At 29.4% G+C, this 22,404-nt stretch carries 24 protein-coding genes; 7 read left to right on the forward strand and 17 right to left on the reverse strand.

All coding sequences use genetic code 11. The features are described 5' to 3' along the window. The 9 genes from scpA to ACH2BC_RS05635 form a co-directional block, all read right to left on the reverse strand. Positions 1-1,673, reverse strand: a 1,673-nt coding sequence (scpA, locus tag ACH2BC_RS05595; RefSeq protein ID WP_395053002.1) for a methylmalonyl-CoA mutase, incomplete at its 3' end; no start/stop codon positions are given. Between the two features lie 14 nt (positions 1,674-1,687). Further along, positions 1,688-1,978 (reverse strand): type II toxin-antitoxin system RelE/ParE family toxin, encoded by a 291-nt coding sequence (locus tag ACH2BC_RS05600; RefSeq protein ID WP_395053003.1) that lies wholly within the window; start codon positions 1,976-1,978, stop codon positions 1,688-1,690. Then, a complete protein-coding gene (locus tag ACH2BC_RS05605; protein ID WP_395053004.1) occupies positions 1,968-2,204 on the reverse strand; it encodes a hypothetical protein in 237 nt (78 codons plus the stop codon). Before ACH2BC_RS05605 ends, ACH2BC_RS05600 begins: the two co-directional genes overlap by 11 nt. A gap of 38 nt (positions 2,205-2,242) precedes the next feature. Beyond that, complete coding sequence (locus ACH2BC_RS05610; protein WP_395053005.1) at positions 2,243-3,664, reverse strand: methylmalonyl-CoA mutase subunit beta; 1,422 nt, start codon at positions 3,662-3,664, stop codon at positions 2,243-2,245. A 218-nt stretch (positions 3,665-3,882) separates the two neighbouring features. Continuing rightward, positions 3,883-4,236 carry a septum formation initiator family protein gene (locus ACH2BC_RS05615; protein WP_395053006.1) on the reverse strand — a complete coding sequence of 118 codons (354 nt, stop codon included), beginning with the start codon at positions 4,234-4,236 and terminating at the stop codon, positions 3,883-3,885. Beyond that, entirely contained in the window at positions 4,236-4,844 is a 609-nt protein-coding gene (gene udk, locus ACH2BC_RS05620; protein ID WP_395053007.1) for a uridine kinase, read from the reverse strand. Before udk ends, ACH2BC_RS05615 begins: the two co-directional genes overlap by 1 nt. Before the next feature lie 178 nt (positions 4,845-5,022). Next, positions 5,023-5,787, reverse strand: a complete 765-nt coding sequence (locus ACH2BC_RS05625; protein WP_395053008.1) for a TIGR02757 family protein — start codon at positions 5,785-5,787, stop codon at positions 5,023-5,025. Beyond that, positions 5,780-7,480 carry an LIC_10190 family membrane protein gene (locus tag ACH2BC_RS05630; protein WP_395053009.1) on the reverse strand — a complete coding sequence of 567 codons (1,701 nt, stop codon included), beginning with the start codon at positions 7,478-7,480 and terminating at the stop codon, positions 5,780-5,782. The genes ACH2BC_RS05625 and ACH2BC_RS05630 overlap by 8 nt, the downstream gene beginning before the upstream one ends. A gap of 10 nt (positions 7,481-7,490) precedes the next feature. Then, complete coding sequence (locus ACH2BC_RS05635) at positions 7,491-8,153, reverse strand: ABC transporter ATP-binding protein (RefSeq protein WP_395053010.1); 663 nt, start codon at positions 8,151-8,153, stop codon at positions 7,491-7,493. Between the two features lie 146 nt (positions 8,154-8,299). On the opposite strand from ACH2BC_RS05635, the gene msrA reads away from it, so the two are divergent. From msrA to ACH2BC_RS05650, 3 genes are all read left to right on the forward strand, one after another. Beyond that, positions 8,300-8,950: a peptide-methionine (S)-S-oxide reductase MsrA gene (gene msrA / locus ACH2BC_RS05640; protein WP_395053011.1), complete on the forward strand. Its 651-nt coding sequence runs from the start codon at positions 8,300-8,302 to the stop codon at positions 8,948-8,950. Positions 8,951-8,974: 24 nt separating this feature from the next. Next, positions 8,975-9,637 (forward strand): GTP cyclohydrolase I FolE, encoded by a 663-nt coding sequence (folE, locus tag ACH2BC_RS05645; RefSeq protein WP_395053012.1) that lies wholly within the window; start codon positions 8,975-8,977, stop codon positions 9,635-9,637. A gap of 234 nt (positions 9,638-9,871) precedes the next feature. Next, positions 9,872-10,168: a hypothetical protein gene (locus ACH2BC_RS05650; protein WP_395053013.1), complete on the forward strand. Its 297-nt coding sequence runs from the start codon at positions 9,872-9,874 to the stop codon at positions 10,166-10,168. A 15-nt stretch (positions 10,169-10,183) separates the two neighbouring features. On the opposite strand, the gene ACH2BC_RS05655 is transcribed toward ACH2BC_RS05650, so the two are convergent. The 5 genes from ACH2BC_RS05655 to serC form a co-directional block, all read right to left on the reverse strand. After that, a complete protein-coding gene (locus ACH2BC_RS05655) occupies positions 10,184-10,513 on the reverse strand; it encodes a DUF6787 family protein (protein WP_395053014.1) in 330 nt (109 codons plus the stop codon). A gap of 30 nt (positions 10,514-10,543) precedes the next feature. Next, positions 10,544-10,981, reverse strand: a complete 438-nt coding sequence (locus ACH2BC_RS05660; RefSeq protein ID WP_395053015.1) for a DUF6146 family protein — start codon at positions 10,979-10,981, stop codon at positions 10,544-10,546. A gap of 473 nt (positions 10,982-11,454) precedes the next feature. Then, a complete protein-coding gene (locus ACH2BC_RS05665) occupies positions 11,455-12,021 on the reverse strand; it encodes a hypothetical protein (protein ID WP_395053016.1) in 567 nt (188 codons plus the stop codon). A 268-nt stretch (positions 12,022-12,289) separates the two neighbouring features. Next, positions 12,290-13,240 carry a D-2-hydroxyacid dehydrogenase gene (locus ACH2BC_RS05670; RefSeq protein WP_395053017.1) on the reverse strand — a complete coding sequence of 317 codons (951 nt, stop codon included), beginning with the start codon at positions 13,238-13,240 and terminating at the stop codon, positions 12,290-12,292. Positions 13,241-13,537: 297 nt separating this feature from the next. Next, the gene (gene serC / locus ACH2BC_RS05675; protein ID WP_395053018.1) at positions 13,538-14,611 is read right to left on the reverse strand and encodes a 3-phosphoserine/phosphohydroxythreonine transaminase; all 1,074 of its coding nucleotides are present in this window, start codon (positions 14,609-14,611) and stop codon (positions 13,538-13,540) included. Positions 14,612-14,924: 313 nt separating this feature from the next. Here serC and ACH2BC_RS05680 point away from each other — a divergent pair, with 313 nt between their 5' ends. Continuing rightward, complete coding sequence (locus tag ACH2BC_RS05680) at positions 14,925-15,536, forward strand: Uma2 family endonuclease (protein WP_395053019.1); 612 nt, start codon at positions 14,925-14,927, stop codon at positions 15,534-15,536. Here ACH2BC_RS05680 and ACH2BC_RS05685 read toward each other — a convergent pair. Further along, positions 15,533-16,606, reverse strand: coding sequence for an acyl-CoA reductase (locus tag ACH2BC_RS05685; protein WP_395053020.1), 1,074 nt, complete (start codon positions 16,604-16,606; stop codon positions 15,533-15,535). The genes ACH2BC_RS05680 and ACH2BC_RS05685 overlap by 4 nt on opposite strands. Before the next feature lie 137 nt (positions 16,607-16,743). On the opposite strand from ACH2BC_RS05685, the gene ACH2BC_RS05690 reads away from it, so the two are divergent. Then, a complete protein-coding gene (locus tag ACH2BC_RS05690) occupies positions 16,744-17,094 on the forward strand; it encodes a 4Fe-4S dicluster domain-containing protein (RefSeq protein ID WP_395053021.1) in 351 nt (116 codons plus the stop codon). Between the two features lie 84 nt (positions 17,095-17,178). Here the strand turns inward: ACH2BC_RS05690 and ACH2BC_RS05695 are convergent, their stop codons facing one another. Then, positions 17,179-17,721: a hypothetical protein gene (locus tag ACH2BC_RS05695; protein ID WP_395053022.1), complete on the reverse strand. Its 543-nt coding sequence runs from the start codon at positions 17,719-17,721 to the stop codon at positions 17,179-17,181. Between the two features lie 187 nt (positions 17,722-17,908). On the opposite strand from ACH2BC_RS05695, the gene ACH2BC_RS05700 reads away from it, so the two are divergent. After that, complete coding sequence (locus ACH2BC_RS05700) at positions 17,909-19,075, forward strand: hypothetical protein (RefSeq protein ID WP_395053023.1); 1,167 nt, start codon at positions 17,909-17,911, stop codon at positions 19,073-19,075. A 68-nt stretch (positions 19,076-19,143) separates the two neighbouring features. Here the strand turns inward: ACH2BC_RS05700 and ACH2BC_RS05705 are convergent, their stop codons facing one another. Further along, positions 19,144-21,777, reverse strand: coding sequence for a TonB-dependent receptor domain-containing protein (locus tag ACH2BC_RS05705; protein ID WP_395053024.1), 2,634 nt, complete (start codon positions 21,775-21,777; stop codon positions 19,144-19,146). A 185-nt stretch (positions 21,778-21,962) separates the two neighbouring features. Here ACH2BC_RS05705 and ACH2BC_RS05710 point away from each other — a divergent pair. Continuing rightward, on the forward strand, positions 21,963-22,404 hold a 442-nt coding region (locus ACH2BC_RS05710), incomplete at its 3' end, for a GTPase (protein WP_395053025.1).

A 22,404-nucleotide genomic window follows, 5' to 3' on the forward strand; every position in this document is an offset into this window, starting at 1 on the left:
GTTTTAATTTGTGCTTTGTATCTTCCAAAAGCTACTTCTAGTGCATCACTAATTTCGCCTAATGTAGTTCTGTTTCTGGCTGCTTCAACTGCAATTTCTAGTAAATTATTATCCTGATGCAAATCAGGATCTGTTCTATTTTCAGTATAGTTCTTTGCAGCAGTAGTTAATTTTGCCAAACATTCGGCAACTTTTTCGGCATTTCGAGTTGCTTTTATTTTATCTAATTGTTCTAGTTGTTGCCTACGAACCATTTGATTATCAACATCTAAAATATGTAATGGATCTTCTTTTTCTAATCTGAATTGGTTCACACCAACAATTATATCTTGACTACTATCAATTCTGGCTTGCTTTCTTGCTGCTGCTTCTTCAATTCGCAATTTTGGAATTCCAGCTTCTATGGCTTTTGTCATTCCGCCCAATTCTTCAACTTCTTGAATTAATTCCCAAGCTTTATCGGCAATTTCTTTGGTCAAACTTTCTACATAATAACTTCCAGCCCAAGGATCGACCGTTTTGGTAATTTTGGTTTCTTCTTGTAAATATATTTGAGTGTTTCTGGCAATTCTTGCAGAGAAATCGGTTGGTAATGCAATGGCTTCGTCAAGTGCATTGGTGTGCAAAGATTGTGTTCCGCCAAGTGCTGCAGCCAAACCTTCAATTGTTGTTCGCGCCACATTATTAAACGGATCTTGCTCTGTTAAACTCCAACCAGATGTTTGACAATGTGTTCGCAATGCCAATGATTTCTCCTCTTTTGGATTGAATTGTTTTACCAGTTTTGCCCACAACATTCGTCCAGCACGCAACTTCGCAATTTCCATAAAATGATTCATACCAATTGCCCAAAAAAACGATAATCTTGGTGCAAACTCATCAATTTTCATTCCAGTTGAAAGTCCGGTGCGAATGTATTCTAAACCATCAGCTAAAGTATACGCTAGTTCAATATCGGCAGTTGCTCCAGCTTCTTGCATGTGGTAACCAGAAATAGAAATAGAATTGAATTTTGGCATTTTCTTGCTTGTATATTCAAAAATATCTGCAATAATTTTCATTGATGGCGTTGGCGGATAAATATAGGTATTTCGAACCATAAATTCCTTCAAAATATCATTTTGAATCGTTCCAGAAAGTAATTCTGGTGCAACTCCTTGTTCTTCGGCAGCGACAATATAAAAAGCCATAATGGGTAAAACTGCACCATTCATTGTCATAGAAACCGACATTTCGTCTAGTGGAATTTGGTCAAACAATACTTTCATATCTTCCACAGAATCTATGGCAACACCAGCTTTTCCTACATCGCCAACTACTCGTTCGTGATCAGAATCGTAACCGCGATGCGTTGGTAAATCGAATGCTATGGATAAACCTTTTTGTCCTGCGGCAAGATTTCTTCTGTAAAAAGCATTGCTTTCTTCGGCAGTAGAAAATCCTGCATATTGACGAATGGTCCAAGGTCTGCGAACAAACATTGTTGAATATGGTCCACGAAGATTTGGTGCCAAACCTGCTGCAAAATCTAAATGTTCCATTCCGTCAAGATTTTCTTTAGAATAGGTTGGTTTTAGTTCGATGCCTTCGGCGGTTAGGAAATCTTCTTTATTAGAAACTTCTAACTTCTTACTTCCAGTTTCTAACTTTATATGTTGGATGTTTTTTCTCAATTTAATAACTAGTTTTAAAATATATTTAATTTACCATCTCTTGAGGTGTGACAAATTAATTTAATTACAATATAATTATCGTTTACGGAATAATGAATCGCATATGGGAATGAAGTAAATATTTTTACTCTAATTTCATCATATCTGATTTGAAATAATAACGGATTTTTTTTGATAATCGATAAACTTTCCTTAAAAGATGAATTAAATCTAGTTGCTAATTTTGGATTAATATCTTTATACCAAAAAAAAGATTTTTTATAATCAATTTTAGCTTCTTTAACTATTATAACTTTATAATTCATTTTCAATTTCTTTTAAAAAATCTTCAATATCAGTAGCTTCATTTGGATTTTTTAAATAATTAATTGTACGTTCTCTAACTTCATCTATTTGCCATTGTGGAATAACAAAATTATTATCTTGAACTGGCATGATTATAACTTCAACTTCGTCAGCATTAAAATCATCTGGTAAAATGATATTTATTGAGTGATTTTTAACCGAAACTATTTGTCGTATTGCTTCCATAAGTAGTTTATTTGATGTTCAAATATAAGGATTTTATATTAACTTTCTTCCAGTTTCAATCGTTCTTGCTCCAATTTTTCTGCCAATCTTTTTTCAATTATTGGAATTATTAGCGTTTTTCTAGGATTTTGTTTTACAAATGGAAACAGCTCTAAATCGTCTTTCATTCTGTCGTTTTTATTTGGATATTTATTGGTTCCTAATAAAATTTCTTTTCCAGAATCAAATAACTCTTGCTCTTTATTGGCGCTTTCTTGAATTTTCTTTTGAATTGCTCCAGCTATTAATTGAGAAATAAATCCGCCATTGGTTTCAATTTCTTTAAATAGTGTTAGTGCTTTTTCGGCTAGTTGCTCGGTTATTGATTCTATGTAATACGTTCCATCTGCTGGATTGTTTACTTTATCAAAATAACTTTCTTTTTTAATAATCAACAACTGATTTCTTGAAATTCTGTCGCCAAACTCGTTGTCTTTGTGATAAATAGCATCATAAGATAGATTGGCAATTTCGTTTGCGCCACCAAGAATTGCGCTCATGCATTCGGTTGTGGTGCGCAACATGTTTACGTTGTAATCGTATAATGTTTTGTTTCGTTTGGTTGGTGTAACAATGATGTTGCAATCTAAATCATAATTATATTCTGATGCTAATGTATTGAAAAGTAATCGCAAGGCACGAAGTTTTGCAATTTCAAAAAAGTAATTAGTTCCAACAGAAATTTCTATTGTTATTGGTGTATTTATTGATGGAATTCTATTGAAATATTCGTTAATATGTGCAAGTGTGAAGCCAAGTTGTTGCACCATATTTGCACCTGCGTTTTGGTAAATCGTTGCGTTTATACTTATATATGAAATTAATTTTTTTTCCACCTCGTCCGCGAAAGGCGGACACTCCTCCAAAGGAGGAGAATTTAAAAATACAATTTTGTTTAATTTTTCAAAGTCTGATTCTAGGTTTTTATACCAATTTCCATCTTTTACAAGTTGTGCAATTGGATCGTTTTGAATGTAGAAATTGGCTTTATTATTGGTTGCAAATTGGGATAATTTTTCAACGAAATCGATTGAGAGAAACAATAAATGAAAGTAATAATTGGTAGTTTCTAATGGAAGATTTTTCATTAAATCTTCTATGGTAACGGTTTCATTTTCTATTGTAAAACGTATACTTTCTGCACCACGATTTAGGGTTTCTAAGGCACGTTTATTGGATTTTACAACGTCATGGACGAAAATATTTTGCAGTATTTTAAACTCGGTTGCTTTTGTGTTTACGTGAATATTATTTTCAAATTCGTCGTTGTGGTAAAATGGTTTTACTTTTATTCCTTCTGGGCTTTCCCATAACAAAGTTTCATTATAATCGGCACCTTTTAAATCGTACTGAATTAATTGTTTCCATTGCTTTGCAGTTACTGGATTGAACTCTGAAAATAATGTTTTGGAATGGCTCACGAATTTTTGTATTTTATGGTTGTTAGTACTTTGAAATTCTGGTTTATAGTTGGTCTTTAGCCCTGATTACTTCACTGGCATCTATTTTCATAGGAGTTCAGTGAACTTCGTTTGTAGTGAAAATCTTTTCTTGTCTTGAACTTGTTTCAAGATCTTGAAACAAGTTCAAGACAAGAAAGATTGAAACGTAAAGCAGGAATTGCGATTGAAGAAAATGCCTAGCGATTGGCTTCTAAAATACTATCTTTAATTCTATCTTCTTCTATATCAATAATGTAAACATCTTCGCTGTCGCGTTTCATATAGTATTTTTCTCTTGCGTATTTCTCTGTTTCGCCTGGATTTTTAAGGTTTTTAATGCTTTTTACATCTTTGGCTATTTCGTCTTTATAGTATTTTTTATTATCTTTTAGTTCGTTTATTTGCTTGTTTAAAACGCGATGGTCAAAATAGGAATAGTTGTCTAGAAATACCATCCAAACTAGGAAAAAAATCAAAACCAAAGTGTACCTACTTCCTAAAAATTTAAGAAATGGATAATCGGCAATGAGATTTTGATACCAGTTTTTCATTAGGTTAAGCGTTGGTTTATTACGGCACGTACTACGTCTATGGCTACTGTGTTGTATTTATCGTTTGGAATTATAATGTCTGCAAATGCTTTAGTTGGTTCAATAAACTGTTGATGCATAGGTTTTAACGTTGTTTGATAACGGTTTAAAACTTCTTCCATATCGCGACCACGTTCTGCAATGTCACGTTTTAAACGTCGAATTAAACGTTCGTCTGAATCGGCGTGAACAAATACTTTTATGTCGAACATTTCACGAAGTTCGGCATTTGCAAGTATTAAAATTCCTTCTACAATCATTACTTTTCGAGGATGTGTAGAAATAGTATCGTCTGTGCGATTGTGAGTTACGAACGAATATACAGGTTGATTTACTGTTTCGCCTGCTTTTAATGCTTTGAGATGTTGTACCAAAAGTTCAAAATCTATTGCTCTTGGATGATCAAAATTTATTAATGCTCGTTCTTCAAAAGCCAAATTATGGGTTTCTTTATAATAAGAATCTTGGGAAATTATTCCTACTTCGGCTTCTGGTAATTCGTTCATAATTTGGTGAACTACGGTTGTTTTTCCTGAACCTGTTCCGCCTGCAATTCCTATAATGAGCATAATTGTTGAGTTATGTTTGGTTTAGCAAAAATAGGATAATTTTTCAATATCAATGTCAATTTCAAAAATCAATTTCAAGGTCAATATCAAAAATCAAATTCAAAATTTAGCTTCAAAAATAAATATCAATTTTTAAAAAAATAAAAAATCTTTGCGACTTAGTGACTTTGTGGCAAATTTAAAACTTTTCAAAAACTCCAAGTCCAAACAAAGCAAAATCATATTTTACTGGATCATTTTTATCTAGAATTCTAAGATTTGTGTCTAGTTCTAAAAGTGCTTTGGCATCGTTTTGTTTTCTAATAAGTAATCCTAATTTTCGAGCCACATCACCAGAATGAACATCTAACGGACAAGAAAGTGAAGCGGTTGAAATGGTTTTCCAAAGTCCAAAATCTACTCCTTTATTATCGTTTCTAATCATCCATCTTAGAAACATATTGATTCGTTTGGCTGCAGAATTATTTAATGGATCGGATATGTGTTTTTGAGTTCGGTTGAGGTGTTCTATTTCAAAAAATATTTTTTTAAATTCAGAAATACTTTTTTGCATAGAAAGTGGTTCCTGATTTTTAGAAAAAACAGCTTCTAATCCGTTATGATTTTTGTATATGTGATTTAATCCTTTTACAAATGTGGTTAAATCTAAACTATTAAATGTTCTATGAACAAAGTTTTCTAGTTTTTCTAAATCGGTTTCAGAATGACTCATAACAAAATCATAAGGAGAATTTCCCATTAACTTCATCAATTTTTGTCCATTAGTTATTATCATTTTTCTATTTCCCCAAGCAATGGTAGCTGATAGAAATGCTGCAATTTCTATGTCTTCTTTTAAAGAAAATTGATGTGGAATTAAAATTGGGTCACTTTCTATAAACTTTGGATTGTTGTATAATTCTACCTTTTCATCAAGAAATGATTTTAGTTCTTTTTTATTCATTTGGCGAAAGCTTTTTGGCGTAAAATCCGTCTTTTAAATTTGTAGTTCTCATTTGTGGAATTACGTTGAAATATTTCTCAAAATAGTCAAGCTGTTGTTGGTTTACGCAAGGTAATTTTCCGTTTCCGTTTCCCCAAAAGAAATCGTTATTAATTGGTGAATTGTAAATTAAATTTCCAATTTTAATTTTTTGATAGGTGTTTTTAACTTTAGAATTATCGTGAGGAAAAACTAAATTGTTTATTAAAAAAATACTGTTTTTAGAGATTAACTTGTTTTGAGTGAGCGATTTATAGCTAATAGGAAAAAATAAAATTATAATAATCATTAGAATTGAAAGATAATTGAACTGAAGTATGGTACTTTTTTTATAAAACAAACTTGCAAAAATTATAAAACTTAAAAACAGAATTAAATGTATAAAAAATCTAAATTGTGGAGAACTAAAAAACAGAACAATCATTTGAAAAATAATTATAAAATAGAGTATCCAAATAGATTTTTTATTTATTAATTTATAGATAAATAAAGGTGAAATGAATAATATCAGTAATGAAGAAAGATTAATAATTCCATCTAATCTAGACATTCCAATCCATTTTAAAAATATTTGAAAATTGGTTAATGAATTTAATTCTTCAGTTGTTAAGAAAAATTCATAAAGCATACTTTTATTAAAATAAAAAGCCATCAAATTTTTAGGTACTTCATAATTTAGAGAATCATTTGCAAATAATGTGGTAGGAAATAATGGATATCCTGTTAAAATTATGTTTTTAACTAAAAAAAGAATTAGCACTATTAATGAAAATAGTGTAACTGGTATTAAATTGGTCTTTAAAATTTTGAAGTTTCTAGTAAGTAGTACGACAGGAATAATTATTAAAACAATAGAAATAGTCTTAATAAATAAGATATATAAAATTAATAGTGAAATTAAATTAAAATTAGATGTTGAGCATTCTTTGTAATTTTCTATAAATAAATAAAAAACTATAAATGTTAAAACATAAACAGCAATATCTGGCGATGGCGCACTTATAAATTGAAAAAAAAATACATTTGCTAAAGGAAATAATCCAAAAATTAAATCAATTTTAGATTCATTTTTGAAGTAATTATTTAACTTTTGGATAGAAAATAAAGTTCCTAATAATAAACAAAATCCGCTTAAATCATTAAAATTTTTATACAAAAAAGAAAAATTAAAAATACTTTGAGAAATATGCCAACCACTTGTTTGTCCAAAAAACAGGTGAAGATTTGCTAAACCTTTTACAAAGCCATATTCGTTAATCCATTTAATGGTTTGTATGTAATAAGACTCATTATCAATTATGTAAGGTTTTGTAGCGCATTGAGCAATAATTAATAGTGTAAGAGTAACAAATATTATTTTTAAAGGAAAAATGAAAGACTTAATTTCTTTAAATAATGAGGAGTAAACTTGTTTAATTTCATTTTTAAATTTAATCACTAGTATTAAATTAATTGAAAATAACATTAAATGAAATTCAATATTTATCCTATAAAAAATTGCAAAAAGTGATCCTAAAACAGTAGCCAAAAACAAACCCAAAAAAGAGGTAATTACAAAATTGTTGTTTTTAATTAATGCAATTCGTTGCACTAAATATCCTAAATTAACTGCTGTTAAGAGTATATAAATCCAAGATAATAGTATTAAAAACATACAATATTTTTTAATTAGAAATTAAACCATCAACCATTATTAATTTTCTGTCTGCCATATTTGCCAATTCTTCGTTATGAGTAACAATTACAAAGGTTTGATCAAATTCTTCTCTAAGTTTAAAAAATAATTGATGTAAATTTTCGGCACTTGCTGTATCTAAATTTCCTGAAGGTTCATCTGCAAAAATTATTGCAGGTTTATTAATTAAAGCTCTGGCAACTGCAACACGTTGTTGTTCACCACCAGAAAGTTCGCCTGGTTTATGATTAATTCTGTGTGACAAACCCAAATAATCTAACAATTTTTTAGCTTCAATTTCTGTTTCTTTTTTTTCTTTACCAGAAATAAATGCTGGTATACATACATTTTCTAAAGCAGTAAATTCTGGTAACAATTGATGAAACTGGAAAATAAATCCCAAATTTGTATTTCTAAATTTAGACAATTCCTTATCCTTCATTTTTAAAACATTTTGACCATTAATTTCTAAAGCTGTTGTACTTTCATTTTTTGTAGTGTCCAACGTTCCAAGAATCTGTAAAAGAGTAGTTTTTCCTGCGCCAGAACTTCCTACTATTGAAACAATTTCTCCTTTTTTAATATGTAAATCAACGCCTTTTAAAACATGTAATTTATCGTAATATTTATGTATGTTTTTAGCAATAATCATTTAGAATGTTTTTTACAAAGAAACAAAGTTTTAATGGAATTATAAATCAACAATAACTTTTATTTATAGATAGGTAAATAATAAATATTAGTTAAAAGTCATTTTTTGTTTAATTTATTTGTATTTTTGTTAAACAAAAAAAATAAATGAACAAAATAATACTATTTCTTCTTTCGCTTTGCAATATCTCTTGCATGTCTAGCGCGCAAGAATCTTCAACAATAAATAAAGAAAAAACAAAAAAATTAATGCAAAACGGAAATGAAATTGCCACTTTCGCAGGTGGATGTTTTTGGTGTACAGAAGCGGTTTTTTTAAACATAAAAGGCGTTCAATCTGTTACATCTGGTTACATTGGAGGAAAATCTGAAAATCCAACCTACAAAGAAATTTGTACAGGACAAACTGGTCATGCAGAAGCTATTCAAATAGTTTTTAATCCATCAAAAGTAACTTTTGGCGAATTATTAGAGCTATTTTTTGCCACACACGATCCAACGACGCTAAACAGACAAGGTGCAGATGTTGGAACACAATACAGAAGTGAAGTTTTTTATCATAACGAACAACAGAAAAAACTTACAGAAGAATACATTCAATTACTTCTTCAAGAAAATACATTTGGATTTGGAAAACAAATTGTTACAGCAATCTCAGCAGCAGTAACTTTTTATCCAGCCGAAGACTACCATCAAAATTATTATAACCAAAACAAAGAACAAGGATATTGTTCTTATGTAATTACTCCAAAAATAGAAAAATTGCAATCGCAGTTTAAATCTAAACTCAAAAATTAATATAAATTCCAAACAAACCCAGCCATGAACACACAAGAGATTTACGAATTGATTGGCGATAATCATCAAATGACATCAGCCGATTCGCCACTTAGACCAGATGCATTTGAAAAATCTGACGACCAAAAGATGGTCACAATAGAAAAACATTTTAAAGCAATAATGGAAGAAATGGGACTTGATATGACCGATGATAGTCTTCAAGGAACACCACATCGAGTTGCCAAAATGTTCATAAAAGAAATGTTTAGCGGACTAGATCCTAAAAACAAACCTAAAGTATCATTATTCGAAAACGAATATAAGTATGACAAAATGTTGGTAGAAGCCAATATAAATTTCAATTCTACTTGCGAGCACCATTTTTTACCAATATTTGGTAAAGCGCACATCGGTTACATTTCCTCAGGAAAAGTAATTGGATTGTCTAAACTTAACCGAATTGTAGATTATTTTTCGCGTCGTCCGCAAGTACAAGAACGATTAATAATGCAAATTTTTAACGATTTAAAACTTTCATTAGGCACACAAAACGTTATCGTTGTTATGGAAGCTGCGCATCTTTGTGTTTCTTCTCGTGGCATAAAAGACGAAAACAGTTATACTTCAACCATACAATATGGTGGAATTTTTAACGAAAAAGAAAACCGTGATGATTTTTTTAATCTAATAAAAAAAGAAAAATAAAAGTCTACTAAATTTAATATCTAATATTATTTGGGCGTGCCACCAATAAAAAAACCAATTCAAAAAAAATGAATTGGATTTTTTTATTGCTGTCAGGCATTCGCGCTCGCTTTTTTTATTCCGTTGCACTCCATAAAAAAGAGCTCAAACAATTCTCAATCCTTCACGCAAGTCGGTCTTAAACTTTGGCATTAGTTTTGCAGAATCAACAATACAAAACAAATTAAAAATTAAATGACACTAACCAACGATCAATTAAGTAATATATCCAACAAGCAGCGAAATTTATTTCTAGGAATTCTCTTTGACCTAATTGGAATGTTAACCTATTTAGTTCCATTTTTTGGTGAACTTGCCGATACAGTTTGGGCGCCAATTGCTGGATACATGCTATCAACAATGTACAAAGGAACCATTGGTAAAGTAGGAGGAATAATAGAATTTCTAGAAGAAATACTACCATTTAGCGATTTTATTCCAACCTTTACACTCACTTGGATTTATACTTATGTAATAAAAAAAGAAGAATAAATTTAGTAAGGAACTTTAATTAGTTCCTTTTTTTTTCTCAAAAAAATTGGCAATAAAACCTAGTTTCATACTTCGTAACATTTTTTTTCCAAATGCCCAAAAAAACTTAAATTGACCAAAAAGAAAACCAAAACTTACAAGTAAAACTTGATAAATAGGAAAAATTAAAACAATATAAAGTAAATAATAGCCAACAATAGAAACACTTTCTTTAGTAATTCCTACTAAGTTTAAAACTGGTTTAGACAAATAAGCAGCGCTAGAACCAGTAATTGAGAATACAATTATTATAACAACAAGTTGCCAAGTAGAAGTAATGTTCCAGCGTTGTTTAAAGTTTTTCATACTATTTTAAGAAGCACAAAAATACTACAATTAAATTCTTGGAACAAATCCTGCCAATTGTTGTTTATAATTTATTTGAAAGAAAATAAAATAATTATAAATTAAGTAATTCACTTCATAACCATAATGAATGCTTGGTAGATAATTTATTTGCATTTCATACAATTGAGTATTATATAGTTGTGGTTGCATAACTCTGTTGTTCCATTCGGCAACATAAATTCTGTTTCTACCTTCAAGAAAACTTTCTGTATAAAAACCTCTTGGTCTTGCAGTAGAATTTAGCCAATAATTAAAACCAGGTTCAAATATTATAACTTCATACTCAAGTTCATCATTTGCAATTCTAACAGTATCCGAAAACTTTTTAGTTTCTGCATCTTTTTTATTATCTAAAACCAAATTTTTATTGGTGTTACAACTTATTATAATAAATAAGATTACAATTAGGTAGCATAATTTTTTCATTAGACTATTTTTTATAAAGTTAGTAAAAAATGGAATGTTTAATAAAGTATATATTCAATTTTAACATAAATATAAAAATCATCTCACTATTTGTCATTCTGACGAAGGAAGAATCTCGTTATACTTTTTTTGAATTAGTTCGTTTAAATTTTTTGTGAAGATTCTTCCTTCGTCAGAATGGAAAGTACTCGCTAGAAAAATTATTTTAAACAAACATAATTGTTTTTTGAAATACTATAATTGTACCAGTTTAAGACAAAAGTAATCGCATCGTTTGTCATTCTGACGAAGGAAGAATCTCTAAATACTTTTTTTGAACTGGTACGTTTGAATTGTTTGTGGAAATTCTTCCTTCGTCAGTATAGAAAATAATTATTAGAATTTACAGTAACTATGTATAATTTTTTTAATTCAAATTCCACAAAAAAACCATCACTAAAAAATGATGGTTTTAAATTATAAAGAAAAAAGTTTTACTTTCCAAAAAGTTTCCCAAGTAATCCGCCAAACATTCCGCCAGTTTTTCCTGAAACGGCAGCCATGGCATCGCTCATATCTACTTTTCCATCTGCGTTTTGGTCTAGTCCAAATTGTCCACCATATTTAGAAACGGCATCCATAATTCCACCACTGTTTCCACTTCCACCAGAAATGGCACCAATAATATCAGAAACATTAAATCCTGGTTTGTTAGGATCTTTTGCACCACCAATTAGTGAACCCAAAACTTTTGGAATTAAACTTCCAGCAACGCCAGAAGCTGCATCACCACTTAATCCAAATTTTTCGCCTAAACTGTTAGTCAAGTTATTTGTAATTTCTTGAACAGCAGGATTAGACGTGTCGCTAGCATTATCTCCTTGAAATAATTTGCCTAAACCTTCCATGTTTCCGCTAGCAGCCATATTTTTTAAAGAATCTATAATAGAGTTACTGGCTTCGCCCATAACTGCTTCATTTTGCTCATTTGGAACAGCAGGATTATTAACCACCGCATCGTTTCCAAACTGATTTACTAATTGTGTAAGTTGTTCAAACATAGTATTTTATTTTAAATTGGTATACAAATATACTAAACAATACAATTGAAAGTATAAAAGTATACTAACTTCTACAAATATTTAAATTCCAAATTCCAAATTCCAAATTCCAAATTCCAAAAAAATAATCACATAATCCATATCACAAATTCCAAGTATAAATTGAAAGTTAAAAACAATTAAAAACAACAATGTCAATCTGAGCATCGCTAGTGCTGACTTAGGAAGTATTGAAGATTTATTATTATTTAGAAAATCTTTAACAATTCTACCTCAGAATTCCCATAATTTGCTCAGCAAGTTCGGTTCCAATTCGGTCTTGAGCTTCAAGTGTCGCAGCACCAATATGTGGCGTTAAAGAAATTTTAGGATGCATTAAAATTTTAATTTCTGGTGTTGGTTCGTTTTCAAAAACGTCTAATCCTGCAAACAAAACTTTTTTGCTATCAAGTGCGTCAATCAATGCAACTTCGTCAATGATTCCGCCACGAGACGCATTTACAATACCAACATTATCTTTCATTTGTGCCAGTTCGTTTGCACCAATTACATATCCATTTTGTGCAGGAACGTGTAATGTAATAAAATCTGCATGTTTCAATAAATCTTCCATTGGTTCGGTTTCAATTTCAACATTTATAAACTGACCATTGTAAAAATCTACTTTTACTTCTGCTTTTCCAAGAAATTTATCACTTGCAATTACTTTCATTCCTAATCCAAGTGCCATTTTTGCAACCGCTTGACCAATTCTTCCAAAACCAATAATTCCTAAAGTTTTTCCACGCAATTCAATTCCGTTGGCGTATGCTTTTTTCAATCCATCAAAATTAGAATCGCCTTCAAGTGGCATAGTTCTGTTAGAATCGTGCAAAAACCTAACGCCACTAAATAAATGTGCAAATACCAATTCGGCAACACTTTCACTAGATGATGCTGGCGTGTTTATAACGTGTTTACCATTTGCTCTAGCATAATCTACATCAATATTATCCATTCCAACGCCACCACGACCAATAATTTTAAGCCCAGGACACGCATCAATAATATCTTTTTTTACTTTGGTTGCACTTCTCACTAAAATAACATCTACGTTATTTTCGTTTATAAAATTGGCAACTTGTTCTTGTGCAACTTTGGTAGTAATTACTTCAAAACCACCTTTTTCTAATGCTTTAATTCCACTTTCTGACAATCCGTCGTTGGCTAATACTTTCATTTATGCTGAATTTAGTTCAGCATCTTTCGATGCTTATTATTTATGCTGAATTTATTTATGCTGAATTTATTTCAGCATCTTTTTTTTAAAAGCTATTTCCAGCTTTCCATTTCAAGTTTTTACTAAAAAACACTATTTTTCTAAGCCATAAAACGTGCTTCCTTTGGTCGCAGTTTAATGTCAAGAAAAATTAGGATTTATTTAAAAAAAACTTTTCATTTCAATCTGGGCTAAACCAATCTAAACTTTTGGATTTTTCTATTTTGTTTTCTCATAATCCAGTAAATTGGTCACTATTTACAAAACACTAGCTTCTAACTGCTTCATCACATCAACCAAAACTTGAACACTTTCTAGTGGCAAAGCGTTGTACATTGAAGCACGATAACCACCTACAGAACGATGACCTGGCAAACCAGAAATTCCTGCATCTTTCCACATTTTGTCAAATGTTGCTGCGTGACTTTCGTCGTTTAATAAAAAAGTTGCGTTCATAATACTTCTATCTTCAATTGCAGAAGCACCTTTAAATAAACAGTTTCTATCAATTTCTGCATAAAGTAAATTGGCTTTTGCTTCGTTAATTTTTTCAATTGCAGCAATTCCACCCAAATTTTTTAACCATTGCAATGTTAAAAACGAAGCATAAACGGGAAAAACTGGTGGTGTATTGTACATACTTTCTGCTGTAATATGTTTTTGATAATCTAACATACTAGGAATATATCTTCCAGATTTTCCTAAAATTTCTTCTTTTACTACAACTAAAGTCGTTCCTGCTGGACCCATATTTTTTTGCGCGCCAGCATAAATTAAATCAAACTTAGAAAAATCTAAAGTTCTAGAAAAAATATCCGAACTCATATCGCAAACAATTGGCATATCAAGTTCAGGAAACGATTTCATTTGTGTGCCAAAAATAGTATTGTTACTAGTACAATGAAAATATGAAGCATCTCTAGGAACAACAAAATCCTTAGGAATATGATTATAATTCTGCTCTTTAGATGACGCAACAACAACAGTTTCTCCAAAATGTTTGGCTTCTTTTATAGCACTACTTGCCCAAGTTCCAGTGTCTAAATAGGCAGCTTTTCCATCGGTTTTCATTAAGTTGTATGGAACCATCAAGAATTCTAAACTTGCTCCGCCAGCTAAAAATAATGCTTGATACCCTTTTCCTTCAAGTCCTAAAAGTTCTAAAACCAAAGCTCTTGCATCGTCCATAACGGTTACAAAATCTTTACTTCTGTGAGAAATTTCAAGTAGTGATAAATCAGAATTATTAAAATTTAAAATGGCTTGTGCCGATTTTTCAAAAACTTCTTGTGGTAAAATACAAGGTCCAGCGCTGTAGTTGTGTTTTTTCATTTTTTATGCTGAGTTTATTTACTTCACTAAATTTTATTTCTGATAAGAGTTCAGTGAACGTAGTTTCAATATCTATTTTATTTCAAATTGATTTCAATGTCTATTTCAAATTTATTACAAAGTGAAATAATGTTGAAATTCATGTTGCAAATTTCGTAAATAGCATTCTATTTTACCTAATTTATTTATTAGTAGAAAGTTGATGTTATTAACAAAAACGTTTTAGTTTATAAGATTTTGAAGTGATTTATTAACTCATAATTACTATTTGAAAACTTTAAATAAGTATATTTGTAATGAAAAATAAATTATAATGGGATTTCCGGAAAAAAAATTTATAACAATTGAAGAATATTTAGCTTTAGAAAGAATAGCAATTGAAAAGCACGAATATTTTCAAGGCGAAATTTTTTTATTGCATAAAACTGAAAACTCTAATGGAAACATAAAAGCAATGAGTGGAGCATCTTTTGCTCATAATAAAATATTTTCAAATACTTTTGGTTCACTTTCTTCAAACTTATTAGGAAAAAAATGTGATGCATTTGGGAGTGATTTAAGAATTAATATACCAGTAAATACACTTTTTACTTATCCAGATATAAGTATTATTTGTGATGAACCTCAGTTCACTGATGACAACTTTGATACTATTACAAATCCTATAGTTTTATTTGAAATACTTTCAAAATCAACAAGAAATTATGATTTAGGAGAAAAATTTGTTCTATACAGACAAATTCAAACTTTAAAAAATTACATATTAATTGATAGCGAATCTTTAAAAGTCATAAAATACTCTAAAAATCAAGACGATTCTTGGCTTTTAACTGAAATGAATTCTATTGATGATACATTTACAATAGAATCTGTTGACGTAACTTTACAACTTTCAACTATATATAATAATGTAAAATTTGTTTAAATTTTAATCAAAAACTCCAAAGTATCAACATTATCTGCATAATCCCAAAGATTTGGTTTTTGAGTTTGTCCAAATGCAATTGAATTTTCTACTAAATCATTAGAAACAATGCACTGAATTTGATCTTCTTCGTTTTTTAATTTTGTTTTTAATTCTTCAATATCATTATAATATTCATAAAAAACAGATGAAATAGGTGAGGCGTAACTTGCATCTTCTTTAATGGTTAAGAATCCATTATCCAATAATTTAAAATTACTCATTAAAAAAACTGCTTTGTTATAATCATAATTATTAGCATATTTTTCATAATGAATTACATCTTGATAGCTAAAAATTGATTCAAAAAATGCATCAAATTTATACTCTTTAGGAACAAATAATTTAGAAACATTTCTACATCCTAAACCAAAATACCTAAAAATATCTTCTCCAAGTTGTGTTAATTGTTCGTTAGTTTCTGAACCATCAAGTACTGCAACTGAATTTCTATTTTTGCGAATTATATTTGGTTTGTCTTTAAAATAATATTCAAAATATCTTGCTGTATTGTTACTTCCTGTGGCAATTACAGCATCAAAATTTTCTAATTTTCCATCTGTAAAAGTTATAAATTCTTCTATTCTTAGATCAATAGAAATTAAATAATTGGCTAAAAATGGTAATAGTTTTTGATCATTAGAAGATGTTTTTATCAAAACTGAATTCCCAGAAATTAAAACCGACAAAAAATCGTGAAAACCAACTAAGGGAATATTTCCTGCCAAAATTAATCCAACTGTTTTTAACTTTTTATTGTCATCCTGAGCGCAGTCGAAGGAATACTTAGAAATCCATTTAATTAAATTTTCTTCACTCAATGCTTCTGACCACGATTTTATTGCAAAATAAATTTGATTTGGAGTAAACCAACCGTTGTGCGATTGTGATAAATGAATTAAGGAATTAAAATCATCAAAAAACAAATCGTTATTTAAAACGCTATCATTTCTAGTAGTTTCATTTTCAGAAAATTGACTTAAAAATTTCCCAAGTTCTATAAAACATTTTAATTTATCGTTTTGTAACATTTGTTTATTTGTTTATAACAAGATTTGATTGTAATTTTGTGCAAAAATAAAGAAAAGGATTGAGGATTTAAGAATTAGTATTTAGGAATATTTTGAAATCCTAAATTTTAAAATTTCAATTCCTAAATTAAGAAACTATGGCAATTATAATAACTGATGAATGTATAAATTGTGGCGCTTGCGAGCCAGAATGTCCAAATACTGCGATATATGAAGGCGCAGATGATTGGCGTTACAAAGACGGAACAAAGTTAAAAGGAAAAATTATTTTGCCAGACGGAACAGAAGTTGATTCTGATGCAGCACAAACGCCAGTTTCAGACGATATTTATTATATAGTTCCAGGAAAATGTACCGAGTGTAAAGGTTTTCATGATGAACCACAATGTGCGGCAGTTTGTCCTGTAGATTGCTGTATTCCAGATGATAATCATGTTGAAAGTGAAGAAACTCTTTTAAATAGACAAGCTTTTTTACATAATGAGTAAATTAATTTTAAGCACAAAAAAATCCTAAGCATTACACTTAGGATTTTTTTTCAATAGCAATTTTTCCCTTTTTTAAAACAATTATTATTGTTTAACTTTCATATATTTTCTAGTTGTAACATCATCAGTTTTGTCATTGTATGTTTCAATAACCAAGTTTCCTTCAGTATCAAAATAACTAATTGCAGTTGAATTTTTGTTTCTATAGATGTATGTATTTATAGAAGTTTTTCTTAATAAATCTGGTTTCTTAGTTCCATCAGTTACAATTGTGTAACCTCTAGAATCCAAAGCAATTTTATATTTCATATTATTATCACCTTGATAATATCCAGAACGGTCAACATCTACAGTTCTAGTTGATCCATCGGCATTAGTGATTTGAGTAGTTTTTAAAACTTCAACAGGAGTTTCTTTTGTATCAATGTTTAAAGTATTTGATTTTTCATCTAATAATTCAATTTTTTGAACTTCTTGAGTTTCTTCTTTTTTAACTAATTTTTTTTCACCATCAGAATCTTTTATAGTTGTTGTTGTAGTTTCAGTAGTTTTTAAAACATTCTTGTTTTGCGCTTGAGAAAGACTTGCTGCGAAAATTAAAGCCAAAGTTAATGTTAGATTTTTCATGATAAGTAATTGTTTTATTTTACAATACAAATCTACACTATCACTATAAAGTATATGTTGTACAATATTTTCTAAATTTTATAAAATTCACATATTAATATTTTTTAAATTTATATTATTTGTTTATTTTAACTACAAAGTATTGTTTTATTGTTAAAATTATTAAATTTGTTCAAACATATTGTAAATGAAAAAGTTTGTTGTATTATTTTTTCTTATCATAGTTGGTGTTGTTCACGCTCAAAAAGTTGATAAGGTTATTATTTTAAAAGATGCCGAAACAAACCTACCAATAGAAGACGTAACGGTTGTTTTATTAAAAACAAAACAATTATTTTTAAGCAATGTAGAAGGTAAAGTAAGTTTTGATTTTAATGGAAATACTAATATTCAAATTTCGCATACTTCTTACATTACAACTACAGTTAGATTATCCAACTTAAAAGATAAAGAAACTATAATTTTTTTAAAGAATAATGTTAATGATTTGGAAGAAATTATTATCACAAAACAACATCCTCAGAAAATATTATTGTCATTAATTGAAAATTCTAAAAAGAAACTTACAACACCATCACGATTAAAAATTTATAGTAGAGAATTTTTTAAAATAAATGGCGAGTACTCCTATTATAATGATGGCTTAATGAATTTTCAAATATCTGAATATTCTAAAAAATTTAATACAGATATTTTAGTAGAACAAAACAGATCGTTTGGATTGGTTGATGCAAATGTTACTAATGATTTATTGGGTTACAATTTAAATGATATAATGGAGAATTATTATAATTTTAAATATTTAAATCCTGTTTTAGAACCTAAAGCCAAGAAAGACTATGATTTTTTAATTAAAGGTTATTCTCCTAATAAAGATTATTATATTATAACAATAATTCCTTTAGATGAAGCCAAAGGTTTGCTAGACGATGTGAATGTGATTTATGATTATAAGAAAAAAATTATTATAGAAGCTACAACTTTTTTAAATCCTAGTACAGTTTCTAAATCTGATGAAAAAACAGCTGTTGGCTCTAAAAATATTTACAAATCTAATTTTAAAAATATTTATAAATTTGATGGTTCGGCTTACTATTTAGTGAGTTCTAAAGAAGAAATAGGATTTGATTTAATAGAAAAAAAAGGAAAGAAAAACATTGAAGTTAGAAACTACTTTGTAACCACAAATTTTAGTAACCAGAATTATAGTTTTAAAGAAAGTGATGTTTTTAAAGACAAAACATTATTTAATAAAAAAAATGTAATTCTTACTGATTATTGGAATGTTTCTGGCATAACTGCTACTAAAGAGGAAGTAGAAATTATAGATTCAATTAAAGATTTACACAAATAATTTAAAATAAAGCATAAAAAAATCTCGAGAAACTACTCTCGAGATTTTGTGTTTTAATGTTGTTTTTATTAGAAACTAAATCCTAATCTTGCATAGTAATAAGCACCGCTTAATCCCATTTGAACAGCATCATAATATCCACCAGCTTCTGTATTTCCTGATTCATCTTGTTTGTCTGGATAAATATTTAATAAATTATTAGCACCAACACTTAGTTTTAATTGCTTAATAATTTTGTATCCAAGAGTTAAATCGGTTACAATTTTTGCTCCATATACATTATCCATTCCTGCATAATCTACAAGAATAACTTTGCTAAATCTTGTAAATGCCAATCCAGAATCAAATCCTTTGTAATTGTAATTTAAATTTAAACCAAACTTACTATTTGGAGCAGATGCTTTTAAAAATGCAATTTCTCTTTCTCCAAAAAACGTTTCTCCATCTAGGTTTTTATTGTTTACTTTACTTACTTCTAGTTTGTTAGTATTTCCAATAAAAGTGACCCCATATTTAGAACTTCCAACAGTTTTTTTCCAAGCCAAAACTACATCAATACCTTTAGTTTTAGTGCTTACACCATTTACAAAAAATTGTGCAGCATCAACATTTAGGTTTAAAGCAGTTGCATCAAAATATCCTGTTAGTACAATTCTATCTTTAACATTTAATAAATATCCATCTACAGTTGCAGAAAAATTTCCTTCATTATAAGTAATTCCAGCAGAACCATTTATTGAAGTTTCTTGTTTTAATTTTTCAATTCCAAAACCTTTAGTAACAGCACTTTCATTAGCAGATAATAAAACTTCAGTTGCTCCACCAGCATTAAAATTAGTAAAGTTAGTATTAAAATAAATTTGAGCCAATGATGGTGCTCTAAAACCTGTACTCATAGAACTTCTAAAATTAAAATTATCACTTAATTTTACTCTGTAAGCAAATTTCCAATTTAAAGTATTTCCAAAATCGCTATAGTTTTCATAACGAAGAGCAAAACTTAAAAGTAAATCTTTATTTACATCAAATTCTACATCAGCGTAAGCAGACTTACTCGTTCTTCCTTCATTTAATTCATTTTTTGGAGAAAAACCAGGAAAACCTTGTGAACCTCCAGGTCTAGGATTTCCAGATATTGGATCAATAGGAGCAGTTTGAGTTGCAGGATTTGTTATCGGATTTCCTGCAGTATCATAAGTTGCATAAGAACCAACTTCTCCTGCAAAAATGGCATATTTTTCTATTCTATATTCAGCACCAAATGCTAAATTTATACTAGAATCTTCTCTTCTTTTAAAGTTTTTAGAAAAATCTAAGTTAGTTGTATTTTGGCTTAAACTAAATCCACCAGCATTAAATTCTCTTGGAGAATTTCCTTCTAAACTTGCGTTAAGTGTACCTTTAATTGTATAATCAAATTTATTTTTTCCAAATGAGTTACTTAAATCTATATTCCATCCACTACTTGTTTTAGTTTTAAAACCAGCAGCAACAGAGTTATCAATAATTTCTGAGGTAATTCTTGGCGTATATCCACCAGCATAAATAGATTCTACAACACGTTCTCCATCATTTCTTGTAAAAGCGTAAGCATCAGTATTTCTTGTATTTCTTCCTCCAAAAGCATAAAAATCAATAGTTTTAGTTACAGGAATTGAAAGATTTCCCATAAAATTTAAACTTTTAATTTCGGCTTCGCCAAATCCTTTTCTAAAATCAAATCCAGGACGAAGTGTTTTTTCTTTCGTAAAATATTCAGATGTAAGATTAACAAATCCGCCATTTTTTCCAATTTTAGCACCATAATTTACTCCTACTTTTGTAGTATTTCCATCAAAGTTTTTGTCTTTACCATAAGTATTTCCGTTTCCGTTTTCGTCTAGTCTATAACCTGGAGTATTTGGTGTTCCTAGTAAATAATCACCTTTGGCATTGGTATCATACATTCCATAAGTTACTGCTCCAGTTAGTTCGTTTACATTGTCATTTAAAACAATATTTATAACTCCGGCAATTGCATCAGAACCATACTGTGCTGCTGCGCCATCTCTTAAAATTTCAATTCTTTTAATTGATGTTGCAGGAATTGCGTTTAAATCGGTTCCAGTATTTCCTCTACCTCTTGTTCCAAAAAGATTTACTAAAGACGATTGATGACGTCTTTTTCCATTAATTAAAACTAAAGTTTGATCTGGACCCATTCCTCTAAGTGATGCAGGATCAACGTGATCTGAACCATCAGAACCAGATTGTTTTGTAGCATTAAACGATGGCGCAACATATTGTAAAAGTTCATTTATTTCAACTTTTCCACTTTGTGTTGTAACATCTTTAACACTAATTATATCAATTGGTACTGCCGAATTTACTACAGTTCTTTTTGCATTTCTTGAACCTACAATTTGAACTTCTTCAAGTGTTTCAGAATCTGACATTGATAAACTAATTGTACTACTTCCATCAGCAGATTTTTCTACGGTTTTGTAACCAACATAAGAAAAAACTAATGTAGCAGTTTCAGATACTTTAATTTTGTAGTTTCCATTAAAGTCGGTAATGGTTCCGTTGGTCGTTCCTTTTTCTAGAACATTAACGCCAACAAGTGCTACGCCAGATGCGTCTGTAATTTTTCCAGAAATTTCTTTTTGAGAAAATAATGCTGTAAAAGAAAAAAGAAAGAATAAAAATGTAATTTTTTTCATAAATAGTTATTGATTTGATTAGTTGAACAAATATATAGTAAAGTTTTTCTATTTTGTATGCATACCTACTAAATATTTAAAATACATTTAAAATTTAACCAAACAATTTACAATAATTAAGATTATATTTGCACACTTTTAGAATAAATTAATATCGAAAGATACTGAACTAAATTCAGAATAATATGAAAGCAGGAATTGTAGGATTACCAAACGTAGGAAAATCGACTTTATTTAATTGTTTGTCTAATGCAAAAGCGCAAAGTGCTAACTTTCCGTTTTGTACCATAGAACCTAATATTGGAGTTGTAAACGTACCAGATCCAAGAATTAATCGTTTAGAAGAATTGGTAAAACCACAAAATGTACAAATGGCAACAGTTGATATTGTTGACATTGCAGGTTTGGTAAAAGGCGCAAGTAAAGGAGAAGGTTTAGGCAATCAATTCTTGGCAAATATTAGAGAATGTAATGCAATTATTCACGTTTTGCGTTGTTTTGATAACGATAATATTATTCACGTTGACGGAAATGTAAATCCAATTCGTGTCAAAGAAACTATTGATATCGAGTTGCAACTAAAAGACTTAGAAACAGTAGAAAAACGTCTAGAAAAAGTAAATAGAG

Source organism: Flavobacterium sp. (assembly GCF_043760115.1).
Classification (GTDB): domain Bacteria; phylum Bacteroidota; class Bacteroidia; order Flavobacteriales; family Flavobacteriaceae; genus Flavobacterium.

Bases quoted from the DNA above. Each gene is read 5' to 3' on its own strand.
- ACH2BC_RS05600 (WP_395053003.1), bottom strand. From the start codon at position 1,978: ATGAATTATAAAGTTATAATAGTTAAAGAAGCTAAAATTGATTATAAA.
- ACH2BC_RS05605 (WP_395053004.1), bottom strand. From the start codon at position 2,204: ATGGAAGCAATACGACAAATAGTTTCGGTTAAAAATCACTCAATAAAT.
- ACH2BC_RS05615 (WP_395053006.1), bottom strand. From the start codon at position 4,236: ATGAAAAACTGGTATCAAAATCTCATTGCCGATTATCCATTTCTTAAA.
- udk (WP_395053007.1), bottom strand. From the start codon at position 4,844: ATGCTCATTATAGGAATTGCAGGCGGAACAGGTTCAGGAAAAACAACC.
- ACH2BC_RS05625 (WP_395053008.1), bottom strand. From the start codon at position 5,787: ATGAATAAAAAAGAACTAAAATCATTTCTTGATGAAAAGGTAGAATTA.
- ACH2BC_RS05630 (WP_395053009.1), bottom strand. From the start codon at position 7,480: ATGTTTTTAATACTATTATCTTGGATTTATATACTCTTAACAGCAGTT.
- ACH2BC_RS05635 (WP_395053010.1), bottom strand. From the start codon at position 8,153: ATGATTATTGCTAAAAACATACATAAATATTACGATAAATTACATGTT.
- msrA (WP_395053011.1), top strand. From the start codon at position 8,300: ATGAACAAAATAATACTATTTCTTCTTTCGCTTTGCAATATCTCTTGC.
- folE (WP_395053012.1), top strand. From the start codon at position 8,975: ATGAACACACAAGAGATTTACGAATTGATTGGCGATAATCATCAAATG.
- ACH2BC_RS05650 (WP_395053013.1), top strand. From the start codon at position 9,872: ATGACACTAACCAACGATCAATTAAGTAATATATCCAACAAGCAGCGA.
- ACH2BC_RS05655 (WP_395053014.1), bottom strand. From the start codon at position 10,513: ATGAAAAACTTTAAACAACGCTGGAACATTACTTCTACTTGGCAACTT.
- ACH2BC_RS05660 (WP_395053015.1), bottom strand. From the start codon at position 10,981: ATGAAAAAATTATGCTACCTAATTGTAATCTTATTTATTATAATAAGT.
- ACH2BC_RS05665 (WP_395053016.1), bottom strand. From the start codon at position 12,021: ATGTTTGAACAACTTACACAATTAGTAAATCAGTTTGGAAACGATGCG.
- ACH2BC_RS05670 (WP_395053017.1), bottom strand. From the start codon at position 13,240: ATGAAAGTATTAGCCAACGACGGATTGTCAGAAAGTGGAATTAAAGCA.
- serC (WP_395053018.1), bottom strand. From the start codon at position 14,611: ATGAAAAAACACAACTACAGCGCTGGACCTTGTATTTTACCACAAGAA.
- ACH2BC_RS05680 (WP_395053019.1), top strand. From the start codon at position 14,925: ATGGGATTTCCGGAAAAAAAATTTATAACAATTGAAGAATATTTAGCT.
- ACH2BC_RS05685 (WP_395053020.1), bottom strand. From the start codon at position 16,606: ATGTTACAAAACGATAAATTAAAATGTTTTATAGAACTTGGGAAATTT.
- ACH2BC_RS05690 (WP_395053021.1), top strand. From the start codon at position 16,744: ATGGCAATTATAATAACTGATGAATGTATAAATTGTGGCGCTTGCGAG.
- ACH2BC_RS05695 (WP_395053022.1), bottom strand. From the start codon at position 17,721: ATGAAAAATCTAACATTAACTTTGGCTTTAATTTTCGCAGCAAGTCTT.
- ACH2BC_RS05700 (WP_395053023.1), top strand. From the start codon at position 17,909: ATGAAAAAGTTTGTTGTATTATTTTTTCTTATCATAGTTGGTGTTGTT.
- ACH2BC_RS05705 (WP_395053024.1), bottom strand. From the start codon at position 21,777: ATGAAAAAAATTACATTTTTATTCTTTCTTTTTTCTTTTACAGCATTA.